At 61.0% G+C, this 23,630-nt stretch carries 15 protein-coding genes and 1 riboswitch; of the genes, 5 read left to right on the top strand and 10 right to left on the bottom strand.

Translation table 11 applies throughout. The features are described 5' to 3' along the window. Positions 1-30 precede the first annotated feature (30 nt). Positions 31-189 carry a rubredoxin gene (locus PLH32_10280; protein ID HQJ64986.1) on the top strand — a complete coding sequence of 53 codons (159 nt, stop codon included), beginning with the start codon at positions 31-33 and terminating at the stop codon, positions 187-189. A gap of 263 nt (positions 190-452) precedes the next feature. Here the strand turns inward: PLH32_10280 and PLH32_10285 are convergent, their stop codons facing one another. From PLH32_10285 to PLH32_10300, 4 genes are all read right to left on the bottom strand, one after another. Further along, positions 453-1,109 (bottom strand): response regulator transcription factor, encoded by a 657-nt coding sequence (locus tag PLH32_10285; protein ID HQJ64987.1) that lies wholly within the window; start codon positions 1,107-1,109, stop codon positions 453-455. Further along, complete coding sequence (locus PLH32_10290; GenBank protein HQJ64988.1) at positions 1,106-3,949, bottom strand: PAS domain S-box protein; 2,844 nt, start codon at positions 3,947-3,949, stop codon at positions 1,106-1,108. Before PLH32_10290 ends, PLH32_10285 begins: the two co-directional genes overlap by 4 nt. Before the next feature lie 111 nt (positions 3,950-4,060). Next, the gene (locus PLH32_10295) at positions 4,061-6,490 is read right to left on the bottom strand and encodes a M6 family metalloprotease domain-containing protein (protein ID HQJ64989.1); all 2,430 of its coding nucleotides are present in this window, start codon (positions 6,488-6,490) and stop codon (positions 4,061-4,063) included. A gap of 269 nt (positions 6,491-6,759) precedes the next feature. Then, positions 6,760-7,728, bottom strand: a complete 969-nt coding sequence (locus PLH32_10300) for a quinone oxidoreductase (protein HQJ64990.1) — start codon at positions 7,726-7,728, stop codon at positions 6,760-6,762. A 125-nt stretch (positions 7,729-7,853) separates the two neighbouring features. Here PLH32_10300 and PLH32_10305 point away from each other — a divergent pair, with 125 nt between their 5' ends. Together PLH32_10305 and PLH32_10310 are read left to right on the top strand one after the other, a co-directional pair. Further along, complete coding sequence (locus PLH32_10305; protein ID HQJ64991.1) at positions 7,854-8,807, top strand: YitT family protein; 954 nt, start codon at positions 7,854-7,856, stop codon at positions 8,805-8,807. An 80-nt stretch (positions 8,808-8,887) separates the two neighbouring features. Continuing rightward, a complete protein-coding gene (locus PLH32_10310; GenBank protein HQJ64992.1) occupies positions 8,888-10,483 on the top strand; it encodes a radical SAM protein in 1,596 nt (531 codons plus the stop codon). Here the strand turns inward: PLH32_10310 and PLH32_10315 are convergent. From PLH32_10315 to PLH32_10330, 4 genes are all read right to left on the bottom strand, one after another. After that, the gene (locus PLH32_10315) at positions 10,439-11,872 is read right to left on the bottom strand and encodes a sodium:solute symporter family protein (protein HQJ64993.1); all 1,434 of its coding nucleotides are present in this window, start codon (positions 11,870-11,872) and stop codon (positions 10,439-10,441) included. The two genes, PLH32_10310 and PLH32_10315, sit on opposite strands and share 45 nt — an antisense overlap. Before the next feature lie 51 nt (positions 11,873-11,923). Then, positions 11,924-12,559: a thiamine diphosphokinase gene (locus PLH32_10320; GenBank protein ID HQJ64994.1), complete on the bottom strand. Its 636-nt coding sequence runs from the start codon at positions 12,557-12,559 to the stop codon at positions 11,924-11,926. A gap of 135 nt (positions 12,560-12,694) precedes the next feature. After that, on the bottom strand, positions 12,695-15,094 hold the full coding sequence (locus PLH32_10325; protein ID HQJ64995.1) for a TonB-dependent receptor: 2,400 nt from the start codon (positions 15,092-15,094) through the stop codon (positions 12,695-12,697). Between the two features lie 98 nt (positions 15,095-15,192). After that, positions 15,193-15,309: riboswitch (TPP riboswitch) on the bottom strand. Positions 15,310-15,371: 62 nt separating this feature from the next. Beyond that, on the bottom strand, positions 15,372-18,695 hold the full coding sequence (locus tag PLH32_10330) for a glycoside hydrolase family 38 C-terminal domain-containing protein (GenBank protein HQJ64996.1): 3,324 nt from the start codon (positions 18,693-18,695) through the stop codon (positions 15,372-15,374). A gap of 246 nt (positions 18,696-18,941) precedes the next feature. On the opposite strand from PLH32_10330, the gene PLH32_10335 reads away from it, so the two are divergent. Then, a complete protein-coding gene (locus PLH32_10335; GenBank protein HQJ64997.1) occupies positions 18,942-19,898 on the top strand; it encodes an L-lactate dehydrogenase in 957 nt (318 codons plus the stop codon). Between the two features lie 22 nt (positions 19,899-19,920). Here PLH32_10335 and PLH32_10340 read toward each other — a convergent pair whose 3' ends face one another. After that, the gene (locus PLH32_10340) at positions 19,921-20,655 is read right to left on the bottom strand and encodes an alpha/beta hydrolase-fold protein (protein HQJ64998.1); all 735 of its coding nucleotides are present in this window, start codon (positions 20,653-20,655) and stop codon (positions 19,921-19,923) included. A 21-nt stretch (positions 20,656-20,676) separates the two neighbouring features. Beyond that, the gene (locus tag PLH32_10345) at positions 20,677-21,840 is read right to left on the bottom strand and encodes an ATP-grasp domain-containing protein (protein ID HQJ64999.1); all 1,164 of its coding nucleotides are present in this window, start codon (positions 21,838-21,840) and stop codon (positions 20,677-20,679) included. Between the two features lie 291 nt (positions 21,841-22,131). Between PLH32_10345 and PLH32_10350 the strand changes: the two genes are divergently transcribed. Then, complete coding sequence (locus tag PLH32_10350; protein HQJ65000.1) at positions 22,132-23,193, top strand: hypothetical protein; 1,062 nt, start codon at positions 22,132-22,134, stop codon at positions 23,191-23,193. Positions 23,194-23,630: the final 437 nt, after the last annotated feature.

The following is a 23,630-nucleotide window of genomic DNA, read 5'->3' on the forward strand; positions in this document are numbered from 1 at the left end:
GAACAGGAGCAGCAGAAGGAGGAACAGGTGATGGAGCAGTACATTTGCACGAATTGCGGTTTCGTTTACGATCCCGCGGAAGGGGATCCCGAACGGGGCATTCCGCCGGGAACGCCCTTTGATGAGCTGCCGGAGGAGTGGATTTGTCCGGTCTGCTATGCGAGCCGCGACCGTTTCGATCCATTATGAGGGCAAAATTATCAGGGCAAAAAAAATGCCGAGCCGTCCATGGCGTTGGGATTAGGGGGGTTACCAACAACCGAGGGGACGCCCGGCATTAAACCAGACAGAAAGGTTTCTTTTAACAACATAATATACAACGTGGCTGCGAAACAAACAATAGGGAAAATCATGTATTATCGTGTAAGGATTCTCCCCTTTCCTGCTGCTGTGCGGGAGTGGTACCGCGTTACATTATTAATATAAAGCCTTTTTTATTCAATTGCAACAAATTAGAGCTCGATCAGCCCGTTTTTAATCGCGTACCGAACCAGATCGGGGACGGACCGCAAACCGAGCTTGTCCATAATGCGGGCGCGGTGGGTCTCGATCGTTTTAGGACTGATATGCAGCATTTCCGCGGCCTCCTTGTTGGAGTGACCTTCAGCGATTAGTTTGAGCACCATTCGCTCCCGGTCGGAGAGTTCCGATTCCGCTGACATCGCCTGGGGAGGATATTGGCTATCCTGCACCCACTTGCGCACCACATGCCGCGCTATTGCGGGGCTGAGGTAGAGTTCGCCATCCACGACGTGATGGAGAGCCGAGATCAGCTCGGATGCGGCTGATTTTTTGAGAATGTAGCCGTCGGCGCCGCTCCTGAGCGCTTCGAGGATATACTCTTCCCGGTCGTGCATGCTCAGTACCAGGATCCGGATCTGTGGAACCAGGCGCTTGATTTCAGAAATGGCCTCGGTGCCGCGCATGTTCGGCATCTGAACATCGAGCAACAGCACATCCGGCTGGAGTTCAGCCGCCATAGCTATCGCTTTCAGGCCGTCTTCAGCCTCGCCGATCACCTCGAACCCAGGCTCAGAGGAGAGCACCATGCGCAGTCCATCCCGCAGCAGGGCATGATCATCCGCGAGCAGGATCCGGTTGTGTTTCATGCTTTCTCCCCCAATTCAGCGGGCAGCAGGGCGGTGATCGTCGTACCCCCGCCGTTTGAACTTTCCACCTCGAACTCACCACCCAGCAGTTTAATTCTCTCCTTCATGGTCATTAATCCATAATGTCCGCTGCGTTCGAGCCGACGCATCTGTTGCATCTCGAATCCCCGTCCATCGTCCTGGATCTGCAGGACGATATTATGCTTGACCCGCCGCAGGCGGATCCGTATCCGCCTGGCCTGGGCGTGCTTGAGCACATTAGTGAGCGCCTCCTGCGTAACCCGGAAAAGAGCGGTCTCCGCATCCCGGCTGAGTAAAGAATGGAGCGTCTCTGTCTCGAATTCGATGGGAATGCCCCATTTCTCCTGAAATTCAGAAAACAAATCGCGCAGGGCGGCCTCGAGCCCGAAATCGTCCAGCAGCGGCGGCCTCAAGTCGTAGCAGAGGTTTTGTGCCAGCTCGATCGACTCCTCAATCGTCTGGAGGGCGTCCGTAAGGGCCCTGGAGGCATCACCCCTGGTGCCCAGGGACTGGCTGGCAGCAGCTATTTCAAGCTGGAGCGCAGTCATATGCTGACCGAGGGCGTCGTGAATCTCACGCGCAATACGGCGGCGCTCCTCCTCCTGTACCTGCACCAGCCGCATGGAGACGCGGCGCAAGCTTTCCAGAGTCGTCACCTGCTCGGTTACATCCAGGTTCATCCCGACCAAACCAATCAGCTGGCCGTCTTTGGTCAAAACCGGGCTAAGCGTTGCCGAATAATGAACCACACCGCTCGCCCGTTTCAGCGAGAACGAGGCCTGCACCGTCACCTGGGTGGCAAGAACCCGCCGGACCAATTGCTTGAAATTACGCGCGGCCGTGCGCTCCTTGATCGCTTCCTTCACGGTACAGCCCAGGACCGGTCCCCAGGCCTCCTGAAAGGCCGCATTGATCTCACGGAAACGCCCCTCCGGATCCATGCCGTACACCTCATAGCGGATACTGTCAAACAGGGTGCGGTATCGTGCCTCGCTGATCCGCAGCGCTTCGGCCACCAATTTCTGCTCGGTGACGTCGCGCACGAATCCCTCCACCCCGATGACAATGCCGTCCTTGATCACCCGGCGGGCATTAAAACTGAGCCAGCGGATCTCGCCGCTGAAGAGAGTGACGTTGATCTCCTCGTTGGCGATGTTCTGCCCCCCCTTGACCTTGGCAAATAATTTGGCCAGTTTCGAATGGACTTCAGGCGTTGCCCGACTGAAGAGATGGAGGTCCACCATCTCCTCCGGCTTGATCTGGAGGATCCTGGCAAAGGCCTCATTCCATGCCGTAATGGCACCGTCCTTGTCGAGAAAATAATAGCCGTCCACCGAGCGCTCGATGGTCTCACGGAAGCGCTGCTCCGATTCTGCAAGGCGTTGCGAATTCAGTTTGTACTCAGTGATATCACGGGCTACACCAAGGACCTGTAAGACCTGGCCCTCCTTGTCGAAGATGGGCGCCAGCCAGGTACCCAGCCAGAGTGTCCGTCCCCAAAAGGGGGTTTTGGACTCGAAATAAATCGGCTTGCCACTCCTGAAAACCTCGTGCAGTTTTATCAGCTGGCTTTTATTGGCGTCACCCCCGAAAAAACGGGTGCTGACTCTGTCGACAAGCTCGTCGGGCTCGACATTGAAATGGTTCGCGGCGTAGCGGTTAGCGTAGACGATGCGGTCCTCCGCATCGATGATGAAGATCATGTCATTGGCGGCCTCCGCCAGGGTGCGATAGCGCTCTTCGCTCTTACGCAGCGCCTCTTCCATGGACTGGCGTTCGGTGATGTCGCGGACGATACCGATGACCGCTTTGATCTCTCCCCTCAGGTCGCGGATCATCGAGGCGCTGATCTCCGCCGTGAAGAGCGTGCCATCCCGCCGCACCATCTGGCCGTGAAGGTTCCGCATGGAGTCGCCAACCTCGAGTTGCTGCAGCCGGGCCGTCAATTCGGCCAAGAATTCAGGCGTCATCAGCTGGCGAGCGCACGGTTTGGCCGCCAGAAACGCGGCGCTGGTTTCGTACCCGAAAAGGTGCGCATAACGGTCATTGGCGATCTGGTAATTTCCTGCGGCATCGGTCAAGGCCACGGCTTCCGGCGAGGTATCGATGATCTGGCGATAACGGAGTTCGCTTTCACGCGCCATTTCTTCAGCTTTGCGGCGTTCCTCGTTCTCGCGCTCCAGGTTTTTCAGCAGCCCGGCATGGTCAATCGCCACAGCAATCTGGTTGCCGATACTGGTCAGGGCTTCCATCGATAACAGCCGCAGGGGCTTGCGGTCGCGCATACCCAGATTCAGCGATCCCAGGGGCAGATCCTTGCTGTAGAGCGGGATGGTGATAAAACTGGAAATGCCCAGGCTGTAAAGCGGCGGAAAGCTTTCCACCGCTTGAACGTCGGGGACATAGATGACCCGGCGCTCGCGGATGGCCCGCCAAGTCTGGGTGGAGACTTCCGGGGTGGGGACCAGCACCTCCGCCTCGCTCGGGCTCAGACCGCGATACCGGCTGGTGACAAGCTTGAGGGTAGTTCCCGGGACATATAAATAGATCACACCCAGATCAGCCTGCACGGCATGGATGACACTTTCGAGGGCGGATTCCAGGATGGTTTCCAGGTCGAGCGAGGCATTGGTGAGCGAGACGATCCGGTTGATCGTCTCCAGCTCTTCCGCCTTGCGCCGCAGCTGCTCCTGCATCTGCTGCCAGTCTGCGAAATCGGGCGCCTCGGTAAGCGCCGGGCTCGCTGGTTCGGCAGGGCAGGCGCCCCCCCTGCGTTTCGCTGCTTTTCCCTCGATTTTCTCTGGCTTGCTGCCGGGCACGATGGCTACCCACCCTTCGGATGAAATTCCTGGTCTGTGGTCCGGGTCTATCCGGACGGTTCAAGAGAATTTCATCATAACGGGGGACAAATGCAAGAAAATTTATGCCCCTCAACGCAGCAGCATCATAGAGCGGCGATCGGCCTTATTGCCGCATCTCAGGAGGCTATAATAGACGCCGCTAGCGGCCGGAATCCCCGTCTCATCGCAGCCATCCCAGCGCACCGCATAGGAGCCGGCTTGCTGCGGGCCCGTCGCCAGCCGCCGCACAAGCTGGCCGCGGCTGTTGTAGATCCCCAGGAAGACCTCGCCGCCTTCCGCCAGGTGGTAGGTGATCGTCGTCGCTGGATTGAAGGGATTAGGACAATTTGGTCCGAGCGAAAAGGCCTGGGGCTGAGTCCAGGTCACCTCCCGCGCCGGATGATAGAACGCTGTGCCGTCGAAATCGAGCTGCCTGAGCCGGTAGCCATAGGTTCCCGCGGTGCGGATGGGATCAAGAAAATGGTAGCTCTGCCGGCTGCTGCTGTTGCCGTGCCCCTCGCGGAATCCAATCTTTTCCCAGGAGCTCGCGGTTTCGGCCTCTCCCTTGCGGCGTTCGATCTCAAAGCCGAAGTTTTCGGTCTCAGTGGCCGTAGTCCATTCCAGCACAATCCCATCTGTCTCCGCAGACGCGGAAAAGGAAAGCAGCTCGACCGGCAAATCGGCCGGCTGCAGGGTGGTAAAACGCCACGCCGGCGACCATCCGCCCGCGCCGCGAGAGCTCGAAGCGCGCAGACGCCAATAATAGGTGGTAGCAGCCTCCAGGCCGTTGACCGGCCAGAAGAGCAGCGTCAGGCCCGGTGTGTCGACGAGCGGTTGGCTGAATGTGGAATCCGCGGCGAGCTGGAGGTGATAGGAGAGCGCTCCCGGAGCGGCCTGCCAGGAAAAAACCACCGAACGCGGGATGTCCCGGGCGCGATTGGCGGGATTCAGCGGCGTGGGTGCTTCGGGGAGCTGCATGGCGAGGGAGAATGAGATTGTCTCCCCGGCCGCGCCGACCCCGAACAGATCGAGATGACCGGGCGCGCCATCGGCGAGGAAAGGCGCCGGATTGGTGTCATCGTTGATGGCAGTCCGCCCGGATTCCACACTCAAGGAAGCACTCCACAAACTGCCGTTCGCGATGGGTGTGCCGTTGGGCCGGTAAATATAGACCTCATCCGGCAGGGCGCCGTCGCCCTCATGGCCGGGATCACGCTGGTCGATGCGATAGAGCAGCAAACCCGCATCGGGCAGCGCCGACTCGAACAAGCTGCCGGCCCGGCGCCGGTACTCAACCACGTAAAACTGCCCGCCATCGGGAACCGCTGGGGAGGGAATGCGGAACGCATTGCTCGTGGCATTGGTCAGGGGATTCAGGGTGTAGGTGCCGTTGCCGGAGATCTCCGGCAAGGCGCCAATCCAGTGTCCGTATTTGTATTTGCACCAGGCGCCCGGATGCTGCGGCGGATCGGTAGGACTGGCCATGACGTCCCAAACCCCGACAGGATTGAGGCCGTCATAGGAATAATGGTAGAGATCGGGAAAGCCGATATTGTGGAGCATTTCATGTACCAGGGTTTGGGTACTGCCGTTGCTGACGAAACTCTGGGTCTGCAGATTATAGGAGTAGGCCCGCTTGCCGTTGATGGTCACCGCGTACTGATAGAGAGCCCAGGCATGCGGCCAGAGCAGAGTGTTCCAGGCCGACGGTGTACCCTGGAGGATGATCACAATATTATCGATCAAGCCGTCTCCATCTGCATCCAGATTGAGGCTGGAGGGAACCTGGCTCTTGACCGCCTCGAGGGCATCGCGAATCAGGGTTTGTTCGCGGCGGGTACGCTCGGCCTCGTCGGCATAGCCCAGGGGATTGTCGCTCCGGGGCTTGAAATAGCCGCGTTGGTGGGCATCCTGCCACGAGAGGATAGTCTCCCCGGGCAGCGGAAGGAAATGGGATCGCACGGTCAACTGGTGGTAAGAGACCTCACGGAAATAATTGACGACAGAGTTGACACCCACGCCGCTGCTGTTGAAGGAGGTCTCGTAGATTGCAGCGGCGTCGCCGAATTCGGGGTCATCACTGCAACGGATGAAGACGACCAGGTTCTCTAGCACGCCCGATTTGGGCGCGGTCTGAGCTGCGATCCGGGACACCAGGGCCGGCGCCTGCCAATACTTCTGCCTCGCCAGTTCCAGTTTTTCAGCGGCCAGCGGGATGCCGGGCATCAATCCCGCCTCGGCCGGATCAGTGGAACCGGCGTGCAAGGTTGTCGGCAGCAGGGCCACACCGGAACGACGGGCGTAGACATACCATCCGCCGCTCTCCTTGAGAAGGGGGTAGCCCGCCGCGTCGTGCAGCCAGTTGCAGAATTCATCCCCGGTCATGTATGCCATGAACACCCGGCCGTCCGGCTGCTGCAGGTCTATTGGCACCTTTTCCAGCCAGGCCGCCTCCAGGCCGGCCGGCGCTATCACCAGCCAAATGGCGCATGCGGCCGCCCACCCTCCTCTCCATCCCATCTCGCCTCACCACCCTCTCCGCCATCCGGACCGCTTCCCGGCGGCCGCTGCCACCTGTTCCATGGCCTTGTCCCGTCGCAGGGGACATCGCTGCGGTCTTGATGTCCCCTGCGCGGGCCAGACGGAAACTGCAGCGGCTTGGGCTTCCCTCAATTATCATATTGTTTTTATGTTGGATAGAATTGCCGGCTGCTGGCTGCGTGTGTTCCGTCTCAACCTTCTCCTGCAACGGGCATGCCAAAAACAGGGCTGCAAGGGCGCAGGGCCGGTCAAGGTACCAGCAGGACCTTGCCCAGGGCCTGGCGGGAGGCAAGATACGCCTGGGCCGCTGCCGCCTCGGTCAGCAGGAAACGCCGGGCAATCGCCACCTGCAGACACCCCTCCTGCAGCCAGGTGAAGAGATCGCCGCAGCGCCGCTGCACCTCAGCGGCGGAGGTGGCGTAATGGGCCAGGACTGGCCGGGTGAGATAGAGCGAGCCGCCGGTGGCAAGACGGGCGGGATCGAAGGGCGGCACCGGACCACTCGCTTGCCCGAAGAGCACCAGCATGCCACGCTCCCTGAGGGCGACCAGGCTTCCCGCAAAGGTGGCCCGGCCCACCGAATCGAAGACCACATCGACACCGCGGCCGCCGCTCCACGCCCGGGCGCGCTGCGGCCATTCGGGATCGCTCGAGAACACCACCTCCTCGGCGCCGCAACGGCGGGCGATCTCCGCTTTTTCCGCCGTCGAAACCACCGCCACTACGCGGGCACCGCGCAGCCGGGCGATCTGCACCAGCAGCTGGCCGGTCCCCCCCGCAGCGGCATGGATCAGCGCCTGCGCGCCGGGCTGGAGCGGGAAGGTATCAACGGCGAGATAGTGGGCGGTCATCCCCTGAAGCAGCATCGCCGCGGCGAGGCCGGCGTCCATCCCCTCCGGGAGGCGTACCAGCTTCCAGGTCGGGATCACCGCATATTCGGCATAACCGCCGGCATGCATCGCCCAGGCTACCCGATCACCGGGCCGCAGCGCAGTCACACCCTCCCCCACTGCATCCACCTCCCCCGCGCCCTCCTGGCCGGGGGTGTAGGGCAGCGGCACCGTGTAAAGGCCGGTGCGGTGATAAATATCGATGAAATTGACGCCGCTCGCCTCCAGCTTGACCCGGACCTCACCCGCGCCGGGTTGCGGCAGGGCGACCTCTTCCGGCTGCAGCACATCCGCACCGCCGGTCTGGTGCATGCGTATCGCTATCATGGGATCTCCTTTTATATGTCGAGCGTAAAAATTGTCTGGCTTTTATCCTAAAATAATGGTAAATTTGGTCTTGTGCAATAGTTTCCGGAACCGGTCAGGGACCGCATCACGAGGATTTCATCGGCATGGTCGCAGCCAAGCAATTGATCCAATCCATCAACCGGAGGCACCTTTTCCGGGATTATCTGGCCATCCTCCTGGGGGCTTTTATCATGGCCTCCGGCATCGCCATCTTTCTGGTGGACGCCAAGGTGGTCCCCGGCGGTGTCAGCGGACTTGCCATGGCTTTCCACTATCTCAGTGGCGACCGGTTTCCGGTCGGCATGATGATGTGGATCATGAATATCCCGCTCTACATCTGGGGTGTCCGGGAACTGGGCAAGCAATTTGGCGCCCGCACCTTCGTCGGCTTCACCGCCAACTCCTTTTTCATCGACCTGCTGCGCGGAGAGGCTCCGGGCTTAGACTTCATCCACCTGCACGACCATCCGGCCATCATCAACCTGCGCCAGCACGATTTCCTCTTTCTCATTCTCATCGGCAGCGTCTTGCTGGGGGTCGGCCTCGGCATCATCTTCAAATTCCGCGGTAGCACCGCCGGCTCGGATGTGCTTGCGGCCGTCGGACAAAAGCGCTGGGGACTCAAACCCGGCATGGTCTTCATGGGCGTCGATTCACTGGTCATCAGCTTCGCCGGCTTTGTCATCCAGTACCGCCACCTCAGTTCCGAACGCCCGGCCCTGGTGCTGACCCTGTACGCCTTCTTCCTGCTCTTCGTCTCCAGCCATCTGGTGGATGTGATCATCGATGGATTTGATTATGCCCGTTCGGTGATGATCATCTCCGGCAAGCCCGAGGAGATCTCCCTGCACATCGTCCAGGACATGGGACGGGGGGCGACCGCCATCGCCGCCCAGGGCGTCTATACCAACGAGCCCCGCAAGGTGCTCTATACCGTGGTCAGCCGTAAGGAGATCGCCACCCTTATTGAGGTGGTCAAGTCGATCGATCCCCAGGCCTTCATCATCATCAACAACGTTCACGAGGTGCTCGGCGAGGGCTTTCGCGGCCGGATCTAGCCTGGGGTCTGGCGGTTCACCCTGCCGCCCGCGCTCCTGATCGCCACAACGCCGGATGAAAACCATACGAGGGTGCGGTCATGCGTGTGCTTGTCGTCAATCCCCCCTTCCTTCCCCGCTACTGCCGCAGCCACCGGGTTCCGGCGGTCGAGAAATCCGGCAACCTCTTTTATCCGCACTGGCTCGCCCTGGCCGCTGCGGTGCTCGATGCGCACAACCATCTCATCCAGCTTCATGACTGCCCGGCCGATGGCATCGGTCTGGATCAACTCCTCCAGCTGACCGTCCAGTTCGATCCCGGTCTGATTCTTCTGGAGACCTCGACCCCGAGCTGGTACGCCGACTGCGAGACCGCCCAGGCCCTGAAGGAGCAGCTCCGCCACACCCGTATCTGTATGACCGGCCACCACGCCACCGCCTTCTGGCATGAAACCCTGGAGCGCGCCCCGGCGATCGACTATATCGCTCTCGGTGAATACGAAGAGAGCGTTACCGAACTGGCCGATGCGCTCGAAGCGGGCGCGGATGACCGGAACATCCCCGGTGTGGCGACCCGAAGCCACCTACACCATGGCCACCCGGTGGAGCGGCCGCTCAACGAGGAACTAGACAAGCTGCCTTTTGTTTCACCTATCTACAAACGCTTTCTGCATCCCACCCATTACACCTTCAACCTCTCGCGCCACCCCTTCGTCCAGATCATGGCGGGACGCGGCTGCTCCTCAACCTGCTTTTTTTGCCCTTTTCCGCAGATCTCGCATGGCCACACCTACCGCCACCGCACGGCGGAAAATATTGTCCGGGAGATGCTCTGGATTCAGGAGAATATGCCGGAAGTGCGCCAGATCAATTTCGAGGACGAAAACTTCGGCGAAGACAAGGCCTTCGCCCGCCGGCTGGGGGAAGTCGCGCAGGTCCGCGGGATCACCTTGCCGATCTTCGCCAATATCAGCGCCCAGCTCGACAGCGCCACCCTCGACGCGCTCAAGGCTGCCGGCCTCCACAACTGCGCCGTCGGTTTTGATACCCGTCGTTATTCATTCCTGGAAAAAATGCAAAAACATCAAAGTGACAAGAGCATCGCCACCTTCATGCAGGCCGCCAGCCGCCATGATATCCTGGTCCACGGGTGTTTCCTGGTCGGTTTTCCGGGAGAAACCCGGCGCAGCATGGAGGAACTCTATCAGTGGGCCCGCCGCATCAAACCCGACAGCGCTCAATTTTATCCGATCATGCCCTATCCCGGGACCGGTGCCTGGCGCTACTACCAGCATCACGGCTATCTGGCCACCCTCAACTTCCGCGATTGGCTCACCCACGCGGGATGGTCCCGCTGTGTCCTCAACCTGCCGAGCTTGACCCCTAAAATGATCGACCGGTTCTGCGACCGTGCCACGATCCGTTTCCACCTCCACCCCCTCTATCTGGCCCGCAAGTTGCGTCAAGCGATCACCCGTCCGGCCGAGGGCTTCCGCTCCCTCCGCGCGGGCTGGCAGCTCCTCCAGTATTTCCGCATCAAGCGTCTGCATCCCCAGCCCCCCCTCAAGGTGCACCCCCTTCCCTTTTCCGATACCTGGCGGATCACGCCGGAGATCCCTGCCGGCCGCATGCAGGTGATGGCGCAGGCGTCATCACATTCGGGTGCGGCGGATGCCCGCCAGCCCGATCAGGAGTGACAGCGCCAGGCCCGGGTACATTGGCTCGATGCCCCACCAATACCCGCTGGGGTGAAGAACGCCCCAAAGCAGCCACGTCAGCGAGAGCAGCCAGCCGCCGAGCATGGCGGCAAAGGCATACCGGGGCTTGAGCACAAGGCCCGGCATGTAACCGGCCAGCACCGGCAGCAATAAACCCGGGATGCAGGTGGTACCCACCGCATACCAGATGCGCACGACCGAGGGCAGGGCCAGGGCCAGCAGGATTCCGTAGAGCGATGCGAGCAGCAGGCCAATCTGCGTCCAGCGTTTAACCAGCGCATCGATTGCAGCCGGGTGCGTCGCATCACGCCCACCCGGCTGCGTCCCAGCTTCACGGTCCCGCCGCCAGCGCGCAAGTCGCCCGGCGATGTCGTTGCCGATGGTCATACCCCCGATGAAGGCATAACTGCTCAGCGTCGACATGATGGTAGCCAGCAGCCCGATGAAAAAGAGTGCCTTGGCGACCGGTGGCAGCAGACGTTCCGCCAGCAGCGGATAGGAAAAGATCGGCGATTCCAGCCTGGGCAGAACGGCGCGCGCATAAAGGCCGGTGGTGGTGGTGAGGAAATCAAAGAGCATCCAGAAGAGAATGGAGACCAGAATGCCGCGCCGCGCGGTGGCGCTGTCCCGGGCGGCGTAGCAGCGTTGATGAAAGCCGGGATCGACCAGGGTCCATAGGGCGATGAAAAACCAGACCAGGATGAATTGAGGAGGGTTGCCGCCGGTCCAGGTGAGGTTGACCGGAGGAAGATTGTGCCGGAGAAAGGCCGGACCTCCATAGCTGTGGAGGGCGAAGCCGATGATGAGGAAAAAGCCGAGGAACATGAGGAGGAATTCGACGAGGTTGACCATGACGTTGGCGCGAAAGCCTCCCTTGATCAGATAGATTATGCTGGTCAGGGTCACCAGGAGGAGAGTCAGCGACAGGGGCAGGCCGAAGATGAGCTGTGCCAGCACGCCGAGCATCAGCAGATAGGGGGCCGGAGTGACCAGCAGGAAGACCAGCAGCGCTCCCAGCAACGCTGCGGGCTGGCCGTAATGGCAGGCCAGTTTGTCCGGAATCGTCAGCAAACCGGTTTCACGCACCCGTCCCGCCAGAAAAAGGGCAAAGATCAGAGCAAAGACGTAATAGGGCGCTCCGAAGATCACCCAGCTCGCGAGGCCGAACGAATAGGAGTACTCCCCGGTCCCGAGAATGCCGCCATACCAGGTGGAGACCAGGGTGGCCACGAAGACCGGCAGCGTCAAGGTCCGCCCTGCGAGGAGAAAGTCGGCCTCGCCCGGATTCTCGCTCCCGCTCGTCCCCCGCTGCCCGCCGCGGCTGCGATAACCCACCCAAATAATGGCCGAAAAGTACAATATAATCAAAAATATATCAATAAATGCAAAGTGGACCATGGTATTCCCGTCGGCGGCGGATCACAGCCGGTCGATGATAAAAAAGAGGAGTTTGCCATTGCGCAGACGGATCAGGACCGGGGAGGAAATCACTCGGTTGCTGATGCTCTCGCGCACACCCGGCTCGAGCGATGCATTGTTCAGGGGCCATTCCAGTCCCCGAGTCGTAATCCCCTCACATCGTCCCAGGGGCAGCAGGGAGACCGTGGTGCCAATCTCCAGGGGCAACGAGATCTCGCCGTCAACAATCCGGATCCGCGACCAGGCATCCAGAAAGGAAAGCTCCAGCCGGCCCTGATAGCGGGCGAGAATGCTCAGATTGGCCAGCTCGTGGTCGGGACGCCGCCCCGTGGCGCCGATGACGATCGCCCGGCCGATCCCCTGCTTTAGCACATAATCGATGGCCTTCTCGAGATCGGTACTTTCCTGGTCCCCAATGCGTACGATCCGGGCTTCGGGGAAGGCGGCCGCCGTTTCCGGACGCAGGGAATCCAGATCGCCGACGATGACATGGGGCCGGAGCCCGCGCATCCGGGCGCGGTTGGCCCCGCCGTCGGCGCATACGATCAGTGTGCCGGACGCGATGAGCGGCAAGATCCGCCGGCGCGGCGGCAGGGGGCCGTTGCCGATAATCAGGGCGCTCGTCCAGTTATGCATCGCGCAGCCTCAAGCTATGCCGCCTGATGCGTCGCAGCGGCAACCGGTTGTCAGGGCCTCGGGCTCTCGCGATCCGGCTTCCGAGGAAACGGGAAAAAGCGGCCGGTTGGGATTGGGTGGTCTGCTCTCCAACGCTCACAGCTCCAGATTCATCCCGGCGAAGAGCGACCGTGTCGCCCCGGGAAAGAATTCGTCACCCTCGCCCCCGGCCGCATAGAGGCGGTCGAAGAGGTTGGTCGCCGTCAGCTGCCAGGAGACCGACTGCAAACCGGGCACCCTCACTAGGGTACAGGTCACCTGGAGGTCCGCTAGGGTGCAGGCGGCCACCCGCCGGGCGGGATCGCGGAAATTGGTGGTATAAAAAGAGCCGACATGGCGGCCAATCAGGGCGATGTTCCAAGCCCCGCTGTGGTAGCTCACCCGGGCATTGGCCAGCAGATCGGGAAAGCCGGCGATGGGATTGCCATCCAGCCGCACCGCGCCCGCCCCGGTGTATTGGGTGTGACGAACCAGGGTATTGCGGCTCCAGGTGAGATTGCCGCTGACCTGCCACATCGGCCCGAGCCGCGTCCGCCCCACCAGCTCGAACCCCTGGTGCCGGGTGCGTCGCGCATTACCGGTGACCGGCTGGCCGAATCGGTCCAGCCGCCCGCTCTTGACGATCTCGTTGTGGAATTCCATCCGGTAGTAATTGGCCGTCAGCGCCAACCGACTGCCGGTATAGCCGCCGCCCGCCTCGAGATCGTACAGGGTCTCGTGGCGGACCAGGGGCGACGCGAAATCATAGCCGGCGCCACGCACAACGAACTGCGGCCGCACTGGCGCGCCCCAACTGGCCGGCGTACTCGCCTCGGCGGCATCGTAGAGATTCTTGAGCCGCGGCTCGCGGCTGGTCCGTGCAAGCGTGAGATAACCGCTCCAGCGCGGGCTGAAGCGGTAGTTCGCCCCGATCCGCGGATTGAAGAAGAGGTAGGGTACGGAAAAGTCGGTACCGATATACTTTTCATCATAGAGCCGGTAGGTGTGATGCACCAGGGTCGCCTCGCCCAGCAGCCGCAACTTGCCGGATGCCGAATAGACTTCATTGGCGTAGAGAGAGAACATCCGCTTGCCGCCGCGGTACTCGTAGTAACGGTAATCCGGAGTGACGCCCGGCGGCAGCGCTTCGCCCCATTTCAGCGTGCCGTAATGGAGGGAGCGGTGCAGGCGTGCTTCGCCGCCCAGGGTGAGCACACCGCGATCGTGGTTGATCTGCGCGCGCGGCATCCAGCCGTACTGGTCATTCGCCACCGTGGCGTGGATCAAGGTGTTCGGAATGTAGAGATTGTCGGGATCGCCTGTGACCGCAAAACCGTTTTCGGGCGTGATCCGGAAATAGCTGTAGGGGGCCCAGGAGCCGTCATAATCATAAAAACCCTCGCCGCGGATATAAAAGAGGGTATTGTGCAGCGTGGTCCGGCCGAGGCGCCACTCGTGGATCAGCTCGTAATGAGGCTGCGAGAAATTCTCGATCTCCTCTTTTCGGCGGATGGGATTGTCCCGGCGAGCGGTCCGGTTCGACAAAGCAGCCGCCGGGACGCCGTAATAGGCGAGATGATCGGAGACCGGGCCGCCGTAGGTATTGATCTGGGTGGTCATGTTCTTGTCGAAGCGCGCAGCGCCAAGGAAATAACTGCCCAGCTCGACCCAACTGTTATCGCGGTAGCCATCACTGCTGATCTTGCTGAGCCGCCCATAGATGGCGTACCGGTTGTCTGCCAGCCCGGAGCTGGCGGTGAGGCCGTATTTGCGGGTGTTGAAAGCGCCATAACCGCCGGTCAGGGTGATGCCGCAGCGGCGGCTGAAATTGGAGGTGATCAGATTGATCGCTCCTCCGATGGCCGGGGTGCTGCTGAACGAGCTGCCGGCGCCGCGTTGGACCTGGATATCCTCAAGGTTCGCCGCGAGATCGGGGAAATCCAGCCAATAGACCATGTGATCTTCGGGATCATTCTGGGGCACACCGTTAACCAGAACAGACACCCGGCGCTGGTCGAAGCCCCTCAGGGAGAGATAAGTGTAACCGATGCCGTTGCCGCTCTCCGAATAGAAGGTGCTGGAGGGCATCTCGGAGAGAAGGACGGGGAGATCCTGAACGGTATAGCGCCGCTGGATTTCCTGCTGCTTGAGGGTGGTGATGGAAGGCGACCATTCGCTTTCGCGGCTGCGAGATGCGGTAATAAGGATGCTCTGCAAGGGCAGAACGGTCGGCCGCAAGGGGATCGCTGGAGATGTCTCGGGCATTCTCTGCACCGAGAGATGGGCCGTCTCGTAACCCAGCAGCCGGACCGTGAGATCAGCGTAGGAACTGGAAAGGTGCTGCAGCTGAAAGCGTCCATCGTCCGCGCTGATGGCGCCCAGCAGGGTGCCGTCCACGGTGATCTGCGCCCCCGCGAGGGGCAGGCCGTTCTGCTGGTCGTAGACCTGACCGGAGAGCGACCAGGGCTGCGCCGCAGCCAGAGCGGCTGTCAGAAAGATCAAAAGGAGAGATTTCATGGCGTTGTGCCTCAAACAGGTGGTGCGCAGCTGCGGACCGGGTGACTGAGGCCAACAAAAAAAGCCGCCATCCTGCAAGGGTGGCGGCTCAAGCGTGCGAAAAGAATACTTCGTTTGCCTACGCTGGAATTACCCAGATCAGGTCATGGTCCACAGGGACGCAGGGTATGATCTCAGACTCGCAAAAAGGTGGCGAGACACCCCTAACGGTGACAACTGTAAAGAACACATTGGGATCCATTACAGCAATGAAAACAGCCGGGCCGGAAAATTTATTTCATCGGCCCTGGCGCCACAGCCGGATGAACTTGACTTCAAGCGGGGCCAACGCCAGGTCGCTGGCATCGGCGAGCGGCTCACCGAAGGGATTGCAGGCCTCCGCTTGCCAGCTGGTGCCGGGTTCCTGCCACTCGAGCCGCACCACCCGGCCCGAGAGCTCGCGCAAGTGAAGGAGGACCCCCTCCTTGGCCGGTTGGGCGGACACCAGCAGCACCGGCGCAGGCTTGAAGGGCCATAGCGAGACCGGCGGCGGTAACGCCGTGCGCAGTCCGGCAGCCTGGCCGGCTGCCGGCAACACCCTCGCCACCAGCGGCAGCCGCCGGCTCCAACCGAAGCGGGCCGCCGATTCATCGGAGGCCTCCGTCCCCGAGGTAAACTGATAGGACCAGCTGATCTCCCCTTCCTGAGCGGCGCGGAAATTGGTCGTCCAGTAGTTGTTCAGCACCCAGGAAAAGATCTGCTGCGAGAGCGGACGGGCGGCGCGCTGGTAGCGCCCGGTATTAATGCCGCCGAACTGCATCAGCGGGATGTCGTCGCTGACCAGGACGATCTGCGCCCGGCCGTTGTGCAACGCGGCGAAATTCTGCACCGTGTTCCAGTCGCTGGCCGTCCCCTCCAGCTGATTCTCCCCCGGTCGGACCACGCCGCCCTGGGCCTCGAACAGCAGACTCCCCTCCGGTAGGGCGAAGGGGAAAGCCACATAGACCGCCTCGGGATCGGTCACCGCCAGCTTGCGCGCCCGGAAGAGCAGCTCGATCTGCTTCATCTTTTTATAAAACCGCAGTTCGCAGCTCACCGGCGCCGTGCCGCCAAAGCCGTCGCACTCGCCGGTGATCCGGATGCTTTGCCAGATCGGCCCATCGGTGCCCGGCTCGATCCGGACGTTCTTGAGAGCGGTTCGCGTATGCGGCCCCAGCCGCAGTTCCTCCAGCGCCCGGCGGTCCTGCAACCGTTCATAGATCAGCGCGCCCAGATCCCACTCCCGCTGCGGATCGAGTAGCTCCAGGCCGAGTTCAAGGTCCAGCAGTGAGCGCAGCGTACCTTTCCGAGCATCGAGCTCTGCCCGGTAATAGCCATTTTCGATGATCCCCTCAGCTGGGACAAATTTTTCCGCCAGCGGCGCGGGCTGCTCTCCTGCCACGATCCGGTAGGTCCGGCAGCCCAGCGCGGGGATCTCCTCGGCCCACAGCGTCCAAGTGCAGCCCTCTGCGCGGCTGGCGAGCAGCTGCACCGCAGCCTCGCGGCCGCCGTCATCGAGAATGCGGAAAGCCTTGTCCCTGGGCAGGATCTGGTTGTCGACAAAAAGGGTGACCAGACCCGAGCGCGGCCAGTTGAGGGTGTTGTAGACCGCAATCAAGGGCGGGCCGGCGGGAGGAAGCAGGGCCTGCAGTTGCCCGAGGGCGGTTTCGCGCAGCAGACGGGCGCCCATCACCGCCTGCCAGACGTAAGAGGCCTTTTCCGACCACTGCACCTGGCTGTTCTCGGCCAGGGGATCGCTGATGCTCTCCGCTGCTCCGAAGGTGTGCTCGTTATAAAAATGGAGATTTTCCATCACCGCCTCGGCCTGGCGTTGCGCCGCCTCCGGCAGCGCCGCCCCCAGCAGTTGCGCCATAGCGAGCAGCCCCTTATTCACCACCATCCCCGCCTGGGTCGCGCGCCCGGCCGCGGTCTCGCGCATGGCGCAGCCATAGCCGTCGGTCCACCAGTCCGGCCAGGCAACACGCAGCACCGGCAGATCCGCGCCCTCCTCCCGCTCGATGGCAGTGAGAAATTCATGCACCGTGGCGTTGCGCAGATGCGGGTAGAGATACTTCTCGTTCCACTGGCGGATGATCTCTGCAGCGCCGGTCGAGGGCGGGGCATTGTCGGTGTAATAGCCGCTATATTGCAAACTCACCCGGTTCATACGGTAGCCGTCCGCCGCCAGCCGCTCGAGATAACGCGGCAGGCCGTCCTCGAGGCGTTCGAGACCGCCGCCGGTGAGGCCGATCATGTTGCCGGTCATATAGTGGTCGGCGCGGAAGGCGAGCACCCGCTTGCCGGCGGGCGATTCCCACCAGAAGGCGGTGGGCACCGCAAAGGGTTTGAGGGCGCGCGCGTCGTTGATGCCCGAGGTGACATAGCGGATGCCCAGGTCGTGCAGATAGTCGACCAGACACCAGGCGAAGCCGTTGACGTCATCCTGCATCGCCGTCTCCACCGGCAGGCCGGCCTCCCGGAAACTCCGGACCGCCTCAAGCGAATGAAGCAGGGCGTTTTCGTCGGCCACCTCCGCCCAGTTGAGCAGCATCGCGGTCACCTCGATGCGCCCCTCCTGCACGCGCTGTTTCAGCCGGGCGATTTGGTTTGACGGGCGGCACTTGAGGTATTCACGCACCGCCCAGGCGGTCTCACACGTCCAGCGGAAGCGCGCCTCATCCGGCAGCGCATCCGTCTGATCGCAGTAGTCGAGGGCAAAGTCCAGGTAGCGGAGATGCTCGGCGAGGATGTCAGTCTGCGGCCGGGTGTAGCCGATGTCGGTGTGGGTGTGCTGGACGAAATAGATCTCCCAGGGTCGCACCGGTTTGAGGACGAAGCTTTGTGAGAGCACCTCGCCGCCGAGCTCGACCTGCAGGGTACGGGACGCCTCCTGGGCAACCGGGGGGTAGAGCAGGGTGAAGGTATTGCGCCCGAAATGGAGGCGATGGCGCTGTTCCGGTCCGCCCTCCGGCCGCAGGACCACCCTGCCGGAAGGGTGCAGAAAAATGACCTCGACGCGGACCGGCTGCACCGGATGGCCTTGATTGCGCAGCAGCAGGCTCGACGGCTGGATCAGCACCTCCTGCCGGACAGGCCCGGTGAAGGTCATATACCAGGCAGCGCTGGCGGCGGAGTCACCCACGACCGTCAAAGTCAGGGGAGCGCCGGCCGGACAGCACTTCGCGGGCAGGTCAAGCATCATCAGCCCGAATCGATCGTTATAGCGGTCGCGGCTCATGCCTTGAAAGGAGAGCACGATGCCCTCTCTCCCGCCCTTTTGCCAGCTTTCGGCATCCCGGCTGGTGAACTCCAGAACCGGCTCGCCGTTGAGATGGAGCCGGAAACGCTGCTCGCCGAGGTTGCAGCCGAGGCCGGCGAGCCAGACGAACCGCAGCCGGCCGCCAGCACGGACCGGCGGACAGGGATCGGTTTCCCAGGCGATCGCCGACCGGCCATCACTCGCGCGCGCGATCAGGGCGTGGTTAAGCCAGGGCAGCGGCGATTCATAGTCGATGGCGGTCCCGGAGAGGCTCTTCGCATAGCCGCTGAGCAGTCTTGCCGTTCGTTGACCGGTTGCGGGCATGGCCGGACCCTCCTTTGTCAGGGAGCATAAAGGCATTATACATAATACAATGAAATTTATGAATCTGCTCATGGCCTCCTCTTGGCCGGAAAGGTTGCATCGCAGGCTGTTCAAGTATACAAAGCCTTCGGTTCTTTTTCAACTTTTTTCTGCGCCCTCCGGAATCTGCCGGATCCAGCTTGCCCCCGGCAAAAGGGATGAAATAACCCCCCGGTGGACGCTGTTACTCATGCAAAAGGAGATTGTATGGAAAAAGAACATAAATTGAGCATCAAGGTGGCCGTGGTCGGAGCCGGGCAGGTGGGCGCGACCTTCGCTTATGCCTTGCTGATCCGCGGCCTCGCCTCCGAAATCGTCCTCATCGACGCCAACCGGGCGCTGGCCGAGGGCCAGGCCGAGGATATGAGCCACGGCCTCCCCTATGTGCGGCCGGCGCATATCTATGCCGGCGATTTCGCCGACTGCCGTGACGCCGATATCATCGTAATCACCGCGGGAGCGGCGCAAAAGCCCGGCGAAACCCGCCTCGAGCTGACCCGGCGCAACGTCGATATCTTCCGCCAGATCATCCCCGAGATCACGCGGCACACCACCTCCGCCATCCTGATCGTCGTCTCCAATCCGGTCGATGTCCTCACCTACGCGGCGGTCAAGCTCTCCGGTCTGCCGCCGCAGCGGGTGATCGGCTCCGGCACGACCCTAGACAGCGCCCGCTTCCGTTACCTGCTCAGCCAGCATTGCGGCGTCGATCCACGCAACGTCCACGCCATGATCATCGGCGAGCATGGCGACAGTGAAGTGCCGGTCTGGAGTCTCGCGAATATCTCCGGCCTGCGCATGGACGACTATTGCGCGCAGTGCGGCAAGGGTTGCCCGCAGCTGCGCAAGGACGAGATCTTTGAACAAGTGCGCACCGCGGCTTACCATCTCATCGAAAAAAAAGGCGCCACCTACCATGCCATCGGCCTGGCCACCCTCTATGTCATTGAAAGTATTGCGCGCGACCAGAACTCGGTCCTGACGGTCTCGAGCCTGCTGCAGGGGTACAAGGGGATCTCGGATGTCGCCATCAGCGTGCCCGCGATCCTCAACCGCGGCGGCATCCAGTCGCATATCGATCTGCCCCTCAACGAGAAGGAGGTGGCGGGATTACGCCATTCGGCCGAGGTCATCCGGCAGGCCATCCAAGCCGCCGGTCTCTAGCCGTCGCCCGATGCCGGCAAGGTCAGACGAGGGTGGAGAGAAAATAGGGCATCATCCGTCGCCACCACGGCCAGTCGTGGTTGACGTCATGGCCCCAAAGATCGATCCAGGCTGGCACCTGCTTCGCTGCCAGGATCTCCTGCAACCGCAGGGCGTCGGCGACCATCGGCTCTTCCCACTCGCCCTGGCCGACCCCGACGATGATCCGGCTGCGTCGATACTGCTCGAGGTGCCAGGGGTCCTGGAGACCGGGGAGATAGGCGAGCGGCGTGTGGAAATAAACCTTGTCATCCATATAATCGCCGATGAAATAGTCCAATTGGAAAAGCCCGCTGATCGAAATCATCGCATCGCAGACATCCGGACGGCGGAAGAAATAATTGGCGGCATGGTAGCCGCCCATGCTGCAGCCGGTCACCAGCAGCTTGCCTTGCGCTCCCTGGTGATAATAGATGAAGGGCAGCACCTCGTCGTTGATATAAGATTCATAGACCTCATGGCGCACGGCGCGGTCGTGAGGATGGACTTGCCAGTTGGCCCAGGACTGATCGTCTACGCTGTCGACGGTGATGACCATGATCCGGCCCTCCTCGATAAAGCCGGCAATAGCCTCGACCATGCCGAAATCGGCGTATTCGTTGTGCCGTCCGCCCTGACAGGGAAAGACCAGAGCCGGCTTTCCCGCATGGCCGTAGACATTGATCCCCATCTCCTGCCCGAGACGGCTGCTGTACCAGCTGTGATGTTCGGTGTGCACGTGTTCCTCGTAATGGGATGCTCAGGTCTGTTTGAGGATAAAAGCCGCGATCGCTTCGATCTCCTCAAGATCGGGCGAGCGGAAGAGGTACCCGTAATCACCCAGTGCGGCACTGAAAACGCCGTTGATTGCCTCGTGATGCACCAGCTGCCGCTCGAAGGTGCGAAGGATCTCCTCATGGCTCCAGGTATAGCGGCGGTTGTACTTGCGGCCGGCATAGCAGCAGTGGTAGGGGCGGTCATAACGGGCGGTGAAGCGGTTATGAGTGACCACATGCGCCCATTCATGGTAGATATCGATGTCGTTGGCGAAATTGAACATATCGGTCGTCATGCCGCCGGGCGGGCGCATGTTCACCTCGAGGGCGACGATCCGGCCTTCCTTTTGCGTGCGAAAAAACTCCAGATGGAAAAAGCGTTCGCGCAGATCGTAAGCCCGGAGAATACGGCGCCCGGCAAACTCGAGATCCGCCGGGATCTCGCGCAAGGAATAATAATAGATGTCACTGTCCTCGTTGACCGTCTCCATCACGCCCTTGCTGTAGCGGTGACTGGTGTAAAAAACCGGCTGGCCGTCGCGGTCGGTGAGGCCGTCAAAGGTGCAGATACTGCCCTGGATGAAGGCTTCGAGGATATAATCGGTCGGCGGTTTGGCCGCAAAAAAACGGTCGAGCTCGCCGTCGTTGTGGATCTTGTAGGTCCGTGAGGCTCCCACACCGATATCCGGCTTGGCGACGACTGGGTAGCCGGTCCGCCTAACCAGCTTGCGGGCCTCCGCGAGGGTATGGACAACAGCCCCCTCGGCAAAGGCAACACCAGCCTTTGCGAACATTTCCTTCATCAGGGATTTGCGCTTGACATGGGCGATGGTCTCGTCGTTGAGGCCGAAGATATTGAAATCGGTGCGCAGCCGCGCCTCGGTCTCCAGCCAGTATTCGTTCTGCGAGTCAAGCCGGTCGATTTTGCCATGCCGGTGCGTGAGCCAGCCCACCCCGCGCAGCAGCTCGTCGTAGTTGTGCATGTCATTGACCCGATAGTACTCGGTGAGCACCGCCCGCAGCGCCGGGTTGAGCAGCTCATAGGGCTCGTCCGCCAGCCCCAGGACGTTCACGCCCAGGTGATGGAGATGGACGCAAAACTGGAAATAGTTAGGCGGAAAGTGCGGGGAAAGAAAGACGAAATTCACACGGATTCCTCTAGTCTGGATGCCGAAGAAAGATGGCCTGCAGCCGGAACAATTGCACCGCAATACAAGTAGAAAACACAACTTTACATCCGGGAAATTCCTGCAAAATCAATCGGATGCAGGTAATTATAGAGGTTAAGAGCCTGAGCGTTTTCTTGATGATGGTCACGTTCAGTGCACGGAAGAGGAAATGCGGCCCCTGCCCGTGCTGTTAGAGATGGTACCGGCCCTCTCTTACAGGGTCCCTATCCATCGCATCATTCCGCAACGATTCTACCCGGAGGCAAGTTTATGAAAAAAAACACCTTCCTCACCGCTGTCCTGATGCTGACCGCCGTGCTGGCCTTCTCCGCACTTCAGGCGCAGGTCACCTACGAGACGGTTACAACGACCGACGGCATCATGGGCATGGGCGCCGCGACCTCAACGGTCAAGACCAGCATTCAGGGGGATGCCCGCCGTCAGGAAAGCCAAATGCAGTTCACGGGCTCGATCATGAAGCACATGAGCCCCAAGGGGACCGAAATCGAGATTACTCGGCTCGACAAGGAACTCATCTGGAAGTTCAACGACAAGGATAAAAAATACACCGAAATGACTTTCGCCGAATACAAAAAGATGATGGAAGAGGCCTTGAAGGGATTTCCTCAGGAGCAGAAGCGGGAGAAAGAGGAGGGCAAGCCGGAATATGAGTGGCAGACGCCGATCGTCAAGGCTCAGAACCTCAATGAAAAACAGACCATCAACAATTTCGCCTGCAACCATTACCTGGTGACCGTCACCACAATCGGTAAACAGCTCGCTACCGGCAAGCTGGATACCCTGGTGCTCTCGGCAGACATGTTCAACAGCATCAATGTCGGCAAGGCGATGAAGCAGATCTCCGACTTTGATCTGCGGCTGGCTCAGGCCCTTGGTCTGGATGAAATGAAAAAGCTGGCTGGTCCGCTGGCTGCCCAGTATGGCGATCAGATGAAAAAATTGGCCGAGGAGATGAAAAAGGTCGAGGGCTACCCCGTTCGCACTGAAATGGTCTTCTCGATGACGCGCCATTCCATGCCGGAGAAATCCAGGGATGACCAGGAGGTCGCCGGGGAGGAAAAGGAAGAACCGCAGACGACCGATGTCCGGGACGTCAAGGGCGCCCTGGGAGGCATGTTCGGCAAAAAGATGAAGGAGATGGCCAAAGCCCGGGCGGACAAGTCCAAAGAGAACAAGGCCAGCGGTGACGAGAAGAAAAAGGGCTTCTTTCATACCACCACCGAACTGAAGAGCATCACAGTCGGCGCCGTTGCAAGCGAACAGTTTGAGGTGCCTGCGGGCTACCAGTTGCAAAAGAACAAGAGTAACTAGATCTTGCCGCCTGGCTCACGTGGCCACCTGGCCCCGAAATCTCGCTCCCACCCGTTCGACTGCCGCTCTCGCTTCGACCCGGTCTTCTACCTCTCTCGCTCCCACCCGGTTCGTCATGGTAGAACGCGAATCCGGGTGGGGCCGAGATCGGGGGGCTCGTTCCGCGCACCACCCCGCCCCGCCCTTCTCGCGCCCATACGAATCCATACTCTCGCTCCCACCCACTATCCGCTTTCACACCAGTAACCGGCGGATGGGCACCAATGCCTCTTTCGATGAAAAGATCAAGGAAACGCTGAAAAAAGCAATCTCGCCGATCTGGTCGTCCTCCCCGGGGACCACTTCACTATTCCGCCTTAATAGATCCGCGATCTCTCGGTGGTCCTCACTGTGCTTGACGGCCGGATTATCTTTGAACGCGCCGCAAGTGAAACCAT

It is taken from the genome of bacterium, assembly GCA_035419245.1.
GTDB lineage: Bacteria > Zhuqueibacterota > Zhuqueibacteria > Residuimicrobiales > Residuimicrobiaceae > JAKPUX01.

What these genes read in the sequence shown, in the direction of transcription:
- PLH32_10280 (HQJ64986.1), top strand. Translation starts at nt 31, where the DNA reads ATGGAGCAGTACATTTGCACGAATTGCGGTTTCGTTTACGATCCCGCG.
- PLH32_10285 (HQJ64987.1), bottom strand. Translation starts at nt 1,109, where the DNA reads ATGAAACACAACCGGATCCTGCTCGCGGATGATCATGCCCTGCTGCGG.
- PLH32_10295 (HQJ64989.1), bottom strand. Translation starts at nt 6,490, where the DNA reads ATGGGATGGAGAGGAGGGTGGGCGGCCGCATGCGCCATTTGGCTGGTG.
- PLH32_10300 (HQJ64990.1), bottom strand. Translation starts at nt 7,728, where the DNA reads ATGATAGCGATACGCATGCACCAGACCGGCGGTGCGGATGTGCTGCAG.
- PLH32_10305 (HQJ64991.1), top strand. Translation starts at nt 7,854, where the DNA reads ATGGTCGCAGCCAAGCAATTGATCCAATCCATCAACCGGAGGCACCTT.
- PLH32_10310 (HQJ64992.1), top strand. Translation starts at nt 8,888, where the DNA reads ATGCGTGTGCTTGTCGTCAATCCCCCCTTCCTTCCCCGCTACTGCCGC.
- PLH32_10320 (HQJ64994.1), bottom strand. Translation starts at nt 12,559, where the DNA reads ATGCATAACTGGACGAGCGCCCTGATTATCGGCAACGGCCCCCTGCCG.
- PLH32_10325 (HQJ64995.1), bottom strand. Translation starts at nt 15,094, where the DNA reads ATGAAATCTCTCCTTTTGATCTTTCTGACAGCCGCTCTGGCTGCGGCG.
- PLH32_10330 (HQJ64996.1), bottom strand. Translation starts at nt 18,695, where the DNA reads ATGCCCGCAACCGGTCAACGAACGGCAAGACTGCTCAGCGGCTATGCG.
- PLH32_10335 (HQJ64997.1), top strand. Translation starts at nt 18,942, where the DNA reads ATGGAAAAAGAACATAAATTGAGCATCAAGGTGGCCGTGGTCGGAGCC.
- PLH32_10350 (HQJ65000.1), top strand. Translation starts at nt 22,132, where the DNA reads ATGAAAAAAAACACCTTCCTCACCGCTGTCCTGATGCTGACCGCCGTG.